General features: G+C 50.9%; 5 protein-coding genes. All 5 read left to right on the top strand.

What is annotated here, in order from left to right:
• Nucleotides 1-136 precede the first annotated feature (136 nt).
• Nucleotides 137-1273 carry a nickel-dependent hydrogenase small subunit gene (hyaA, locus tag ACRCZA_RS10325; RefSeq protein ID WP_438674354.1) on the top strand — a complete coding sequence of 379 codons (1137 nt, stop codon included), beginning with the start codon at nt 137-139 and terminating at the stop codon, nt 1271-1273.
• 3 nt (nt 1274-1276) lie between these two features.
• On the top strand, nt 1277-2980 hold the full coding sequence (gene hyaB, locus ACRCZA_RS10320; protein WP_438674353.1) for a nickel-dependent hydrogenase large subunit: 1704 nt from the start codon (nt 1277-1279) through the stop codon (nt 2978-2980).
• Nucleotides 2981-3008: 28 nt separating this feature from the next.
• Nucleotides 3009-3683: a Ni/Fe-hydrogenase, b-type cytochrome subunit gene (gene cybH, locus ACRCZA_RS10315; RefSeq protein WP_438674352.1), complete on the top strand. Its 675-nt coding sequence runs from the start codon at nt 3009-3011 to the stop codon at nt 3681-3683.
• A gap of 7 nt (nt 3684-3690) precedes the next feature.
• Entirely contained in the window at nt 3691-4242 is a 552-nt protein-coding gene (locus ACRCZA_RS10310; protein ID WP_438674351.1) for a HyaD/HybD family hydrogenase maturation endopeptidase, read from the top strand.
• Between the two features lie 78 nt (nt 4243-4320).
• Nucleotides 4321-6282 (top strand): Kae1-like domain-containing protein, encoded by a 1962-nt coding sequence (locus tag ACRCZA_RS10305; protein ID WP_438674350.1) that lies wholly within the window; start codon nt 4321-4323, stop codon nt 6280-6282.
• Nucleotides 6283-6395 lie beyond the last annotated feature (113 nt).

Here is a 6395-nt window from a genome sequence, read left to right as displayed (position 1 = left end):
GCAAATTCAACTTGGTCACATCTCTTAGCAAATCTTGATATACATCAACATTATTTCCGCTGCTCGTGCCTAAACTGACTCTGTCAATTATGTAAACCCCTACCAATTTACATTTAAACAACAAAAAGGTTGACCCATGGATACACATGCAGCCCTCTATGAACAGGGAAGAGCGCGCTTAGATGCCCTGCGCCAATTCGCTCCCCGTCAACAACCCTCTCTGCTTGAAAAAATGCAGCAACACGGGATTAGTCGTCGTGACTTTATGAAATGGAGTGCCATGGTGACGGGGATGCTCGCCCTCCCCCTGCCTTTTAGTCACTTAGTCGCAGAAGCCGCCGAATTGGCCGATCGGGTCCCACTTATTTGGCTACACATGGCCGAATGTACAGGCTGCTCAGAGTCGTTGATCCGCACCGATACCCCCAACTTAGATTCACTGATCTTTGATCATATCTCCTTGGAATATCACGAAACCTTAATGGCGGCGTCAGGCTGGCAAGCAGAAGAAAACCTAGAGCACGCCCTCGAAACCTATAAAGGCCGCTATTTATTGGCAGTCGAAGGCGCAGTGCCTACCGCCAATAACGGCAGTTTTTTAACGGTCGGATGTAAAGGCCATACCGGTTTAGACATTATTAAACACGCCGCCGAAGGTGCCGCTGCGATTATCTCTGTGGGTACCTGCGCCGCCTTTGGCGGGGTGCAAGCAGCCTACCCTAACCCTACGGGAGCCAAAGGTGTACATGCGGTAGTCAGCCAACCTGTGATTAACCTGGGCGGTTGTCCACCGAGCGAGAAAAACATCGTCGGCACCTTAATGTACTTCATCATGTTCGGCAAATTACCCGCACTCGATATGTTTAACCGTCCTAAATGGGCTTACGGCGCCCGGGTACACGATAATTGTGAACGCCGCGGCCGCTTCGATGCTGGTGAATTTGTTGAAGAATTTGGCGATCACGGCGCCAAAGAAGGCTACTGTCTCTATAAAGTCGGTTGTAAGGGCCCTTATACCTATAACAACTGCCCGACAGAACGCTTTAACCACCACACCAGTTGGCCAGTCCTCGCGGGGCATGGCTGTATGGGCTGCTCAGAGCCTAACTTCTGGGATGATATGGCTGACTTTGAAAAACCCCTTGGCCGTCAACTGCTCCATGGCATAGATGCCACCGCCGATACCATCGGAGCGGTCATTTTAGGCGCAACCGCAGTGGGCATAGGTGCCCATGCTGTTGCCAGTATTTTTGCCAAGCCGTTAGAGGAATAACCCATGAGTAAGCGCGTTGTTATCGATCCTATCACCCGTATTGAAGGCCACTTACGTATTGAAGTCGAAGTTGATGAGAATAATGTGATCAACAAAGCATGGTCATCATCAACGCTCTGGCGTGGTATCGAGGTCATTCTCAAGGGCCGCACTCCAATGGATGTCGGCCTGATTGTGCAGCGGATCTGTGGGGTATGTACCTATTCCCACTATCGTTGTGGTACAGAAGCCGTTGAAAATGCGCTCGGCCTTCAAATCCCCTTAAATGCAAAATACCTGCGCTCGCTCATGCAAACGTCGCTCTATATGCATGATCATATTGTGCATTTTTATCACCTACACGGCTTAGACTGGGTCGATGTCGTATCGGCGTTAAGTGCCGATCCGGCTAAAGCCGCGCAAGTGGCACTGCAGTATACCGACAAGCCCATCGCCGCCGGTGAAGGGGAATTACGGGCGGTGCAGGAGCGCGTTAAAGGCTTTGTTGAGACGGGTAAACTGGGGCCCTTTGCCAACGCCTATTGGGGCAATGGCACCTATAAGTTTACACCAGAGCAAAATTTAATCGCCTTATCCCATTATCTAAAAGCACTAGAAGTACAAAGGGTTGCGGCTGAAATGCTGGCGATATTCGGCGGAAAATCCCCGCATCCCCAATCCCTCGTGGTCGGCGGAGTCACCTCAGTGCGCGATATGTTAAGCCCCGCACGGCTCCAAGAATGGAAACAAAAACACGCTATCGTCACTGACTTTATCATGCGTGCTTATCAAGCCGATATCATCATGGCCGCAGAAGCCTTTGGCAATGAGCCGAGTGTGCTTGGTGGTGTCAACATCAAAAACTTCTTAGCCACCCATGATTTTATCCTCGCCAATGGCGAATTTATGTTTGATCAGGGCGTGATCATGCAAGGCGATCTGGCGGGGGTGAGCGATCTTAACCCAGAGCTTATCGCTGAAGATGTGAGCCACGCTTGGTACAGCGCCGATGCGCCACAACACCCCTATGATGGCACCACGATCCCCAATTACACCGGTTTTATCGAGCGGGAGACGGTCTACGGCAAATTGCCAACCTTGGACGGTGACGGCAAATACTCTTGGGTCAAATCCCCCCGCTATCAGGGTGAGCCGGTCGAAGTTGGGCCACTGGCTTGTTTGTTGGTCAGCTATGCCCGAGGTAATAAAGTGGTCGTCGCGGCCGTCAATGGCTTATTGGCCCGGACGGGGTTACCCATAGAAGCACTCTTTACCACCTTAGGTCGCACCGCCGCGCGGATGTTACAAACGGTCATCGTGGCCGAAGAAGGCTTAAAAACCTTCGATGCCTTATTGCTGAACATTCAATCTGATGAAGCAACCTTTGTGAAGCCAAACATTGACCCAAGTAAAGAATACGTGGGCCATGCGATGATTGAAGCGCCGCGGGGAATGTTAAGCCATTGGATCCGCATCAAAAATGGCTTGGTAGAAAACTATCAAGCCGTGGTGCCCACCACTTGGAACGCCGGCCCCGTGGATGCCAACGGTAAAATGGGTCCCTACGAGGCCTCGCTTATCGGGTTAAGACTCGAAGATCCCACGAAACCCCTTGAGGTGATACGGATTATTCACTCATTCGACCCTTGTATGGCCTGCTCTGTGCACGTGCTAGATTTCAAAGGTCAGGCATTGAGCGAGTTTCGTGTCAGCCCCAATGGCCAATAATCGACCTTCTCGAGGGAGGCAGCCTAATATGAACCATTCTGAAACTCGCATTCGCACGCTAGTATTTAGTCCGGCAATCCGTATTTTTCATTGGCTACGGGCACTGACAATTTTGGTGCTAGTGGTGACGGGATTTTACATTGCTTGGCCGTTTCTAGTCGCCCCAGAAAGCACTGATGTCCTTGTGCAAGGCTGGATCCGTTTTGCGCATTTGATCGGTGGTTTTATCCTCACCGCAGTCACCATCGCGCGATTCTATCTGTATTTTTTCAGTCGAAGCGACATTGAACGCCGCTCATTTCGTGATGTGATGAGCATCAAGAGTTGGATAACTCAGCTGAAATCTTACATTTGGATGGGACACTTGCATAAAGCCGGTGTCTACGGGCCACTGCAGTTTGTGACCTATGTTGCCATTTCATTCGCCGCGCTGGTGATCTGCATTACCGGGTTGGTGTTATATGCCAATGTCTATCACCAAGGTTTAGGCGGCGTACTTTGGAGCAGTGCCGCCTGGATCACGGCGCAAATGGGTGGACTTGCCCAGGTGAGACTGTGGCACCACTACCTCACTTGGGCCTTTGTTATCTTTGTGGTGATCCACGTCTATATGGCGGTTTGGTCAGGGATCCGCTTCAAGCATAACTCGGTCGACTCAATTGTCTCTGGCTATGACTACCACAAGCCAGACTCACATCACTAGGAGTCCAATGAAGATATTGCTACTTGGTATTGGCAATGTCCTGTACGCCGATGAAGGCATCGGCGTACATTTTGTCAATTATATTGCTGATAATTATCAGTTTAGCCATGAGTCCCATGAGCTAAGTCTGCTCGATGGCGGCACCTTAGCGCAGGGGCTTATTCCCATTATCTGCCAGTACGATTACTTAATTGTGGTCGATACCGTCAACGCCAATGGTGTAGAACCCGGCGAAGTGTACTTCTTCGATTTTGACAAGGCCCCCAAGGAAATTGATTGGCAAGGCAGCGCCCATGAAGTCGAAATGCTGCAAACCCTCAATATGATGGAAATGGTTGGCGACAGGCCTAAAACCTTCGTGTTAGGCGTCACCCCAACGGTACTCGAACCTATGGTGCTTGGTTTAACGCCAAAGGTGGCCGCGGCGGTGCCGTTAATGGAGTCCACGCTTTTAGGCCACTTAAGTTCTCTTGGATTTAGCATTACCCGCATTGCAGATCACAGTATCGACTCGCTGATCCCCGACTCTTATAAACGTAGCGTCACTCAAAATACATAAAAATGTCGATGAATGATAATAATGAATCCCTAGCGCTATAGAGATCGATGACTAATTAGATGGGTGAATTGTATAAAGATGAAAAACATCAGATTTGATTTTATATGTGCACGAGAGGTGCCGTTTTATGCGCACCTTTGTAACCAGTATCTGCATGATGAAACGCTTAAAATCACCATTGGCTGTGACGCGCAGCATCCCTTTGGGACACTGCGCTATTTTATTGAAGCCCAAGGTGAACAGGCCCAGCTCGAACAACTCGCCGATGCCATTGCGGCGGATTTTTTACTTTCCGCTTGGCTCATTGATTCTGGCATCAAAGCAATTGATACCCCCCAGGGCAGCAAGGCACTGCTGCACACCACAGCGCTTAATCCCCCCCTTGCGAGTCACCCCGCGGTCAATCCCAGTGTGGCTGGCGTGCCCTTTTGTCAGCAGTGTTATCCCCTCATTGGTGATAATCAAGCTGCAAAATTTGGTCAGCTCGATCTGGCCTGCCCCTGCTGTCATGGGGAACTGCTGCTCACTCCAGCGCAAAAAGCCTTAACCTTAACCGATCTTAACGCCATGGCGGCGCAGCTCCTAAGCCAAGGCCGATTGGATCTCGCGGCCGAGGGCATAAGCTTAAGCCTGAGTGCCTTTCCTCAGGGTGAGCAATATCAGCGTCCCCAATTATTAATTTGCGATCCCAATCGCTTAAGTGATCATTTTCCCCTCAAGGAGCGGCAAATATTCGCGCTTTCCAGCATTGAAAAACCGCTGATCAGCGCCGCGCCCATGACCAACCATCGTCACCTGAACGCCCCGCTCTATGACATTGGCTTTGCCTATAGCCGAGTCGTCTTAGTCTTAGCGGAACTGCTACGCCAAAAAGGGGTTAATTGGGTATACCTTCAAGGCGAGCACAACCGCACCCGATTAGCTTGGGTGGCAGGCGCGTGGGCAGAGTGTACTACTCAGGCCGTCAGCCCTGCCCCACGCCAGTACCGCTGCGACAACGAGCCCTTAAGGGATGCGGTCGATTTTGGCGGCTTTCATGCGAGCTGGCAACAACCGAAAGGCGCACGCCAAGCCCAAGGAGTCATCACCTTAGTCCCGACCCTGCGCTCACGCAGCCATCATCGCCAACAACCGGCTGACTCACTTGACCCCGACTCACTTGAACCCAGCACGCGAGGGCAAGATAACAGCACGTTAGCACTCGAACCAAGCATGGGCTATCGCCACGCCGAGTGCGCGCTACTCAGCGCCATGTTAAGCGCAAACGCGGGGACGATGTTAAAAGCCCAGCAAAACCGAAAACTGGCGAAAAACTCAGCCGTCATCTACCTAAGTCAACAACACCCAAGCCAGATTGTGACTTGTGATGCTAAGGGCGAGACAGCATTATTTTTTGCCCTCCCGCCGCTGCCCGATAACGGTTATGAGATTTTCCATCAACTCGACAGCAGTCCACAGCGAGCGGTAGCACAAAAATTTAAGCAGTTATTTCCGGATGACTATTTAAAACTCCTGAGTCTACAACTGCAAGGGCGACGGGATAATCTGCAAAGTCTATGGGCGATTGCGGCGATTTTAATTGGCCTGAATAAGGACAGCACGACCCAAAGTCCCGAGAGCTTAAGCGATGCACTCATGGCCGCAGCCATGGCCTATCAGGGCAGCAATGCGCCGCGTATTGATTATCCCCTGACCAAAGGCGAGGCTTATCGCAGCGTAAATTGGTGTAAAACCTTAGGGACAGTGCTCAGTTTTCGGATTGCTGGCAATGAAGACCCACACCAACTGGCCTTCGCCATGCACGACTCCCTCGCCGATTACTTAGCCAATTGGTTAGAGCACCTTGATTTAAATATCGGCATACAGCACATCGCGCTGGCGGGTAATGCATGGAGCAATGACACCTTAGCCCAACGTGTTAACCTAAGGCTTGGCAAAAACTTTCCTTTAGTGGTCAATCGGCACTTGGAACTAGATGGTGCTAATCTTGCCGTTGGAGCACTCTTTGCCAAGGGCCGAGACTGGGACAGGCAAGACTAAGTCATTCATTTGATTAAGAGATAACATAGATTGGATAACCCAAGCTCACAGGCTGAACTTCAGCGTAAGCAATTACATATCACAGGTATTGTCCAAGGAGTGGGCTTTCGCCC

This window comes from Shewanella sp. (assembly GCF_051658185.1).
Lineage (GTDB): Bacteria > Pseudomonadota > Gammaproteobacteria > Enterobacterales > Shewanellaceae > Shewanella.
Note: the sequence above shows the minus strand (reverse complement) of the source record. Positions and strands in the feature narration are given on the sequence as shown.

Coding starts and splice junctions, on each gene's coding strand:
- hyaA (WP_438674354.1), top strand. CDS start 137: ATGGATACACATGCAGCCCTCTATGAACAGGGAAGAGCGCGCTTAGAT.
- hyaB (WP_438674353.1), top strand. CDS start 1,277: ATGAGTAAGCGCGTTGTTATCGATCCTATCACCCGTATTGAAGGCCAC.
- cybH (WP_438674352.1), top strand. CDS start 3,009: ATGAACCATTCTGAAACTCGCATTCGCACGCTAGTATTTAGTCCGGCA.
- ACRCZA_RS10310 (WP_438674351.1), top strand. CDS start 3,691: ATGAAGATATTGCTACTTGGTATTGGCAATGTCCTGTACGCCGATGAA.
- ACRCZA_RS10305 (WP_438674350.1), top strand. CDS start 4,321: ATGAAAAACATCAGATTTGATTTTATATGTGCACGAGAGGTGCCGTTT.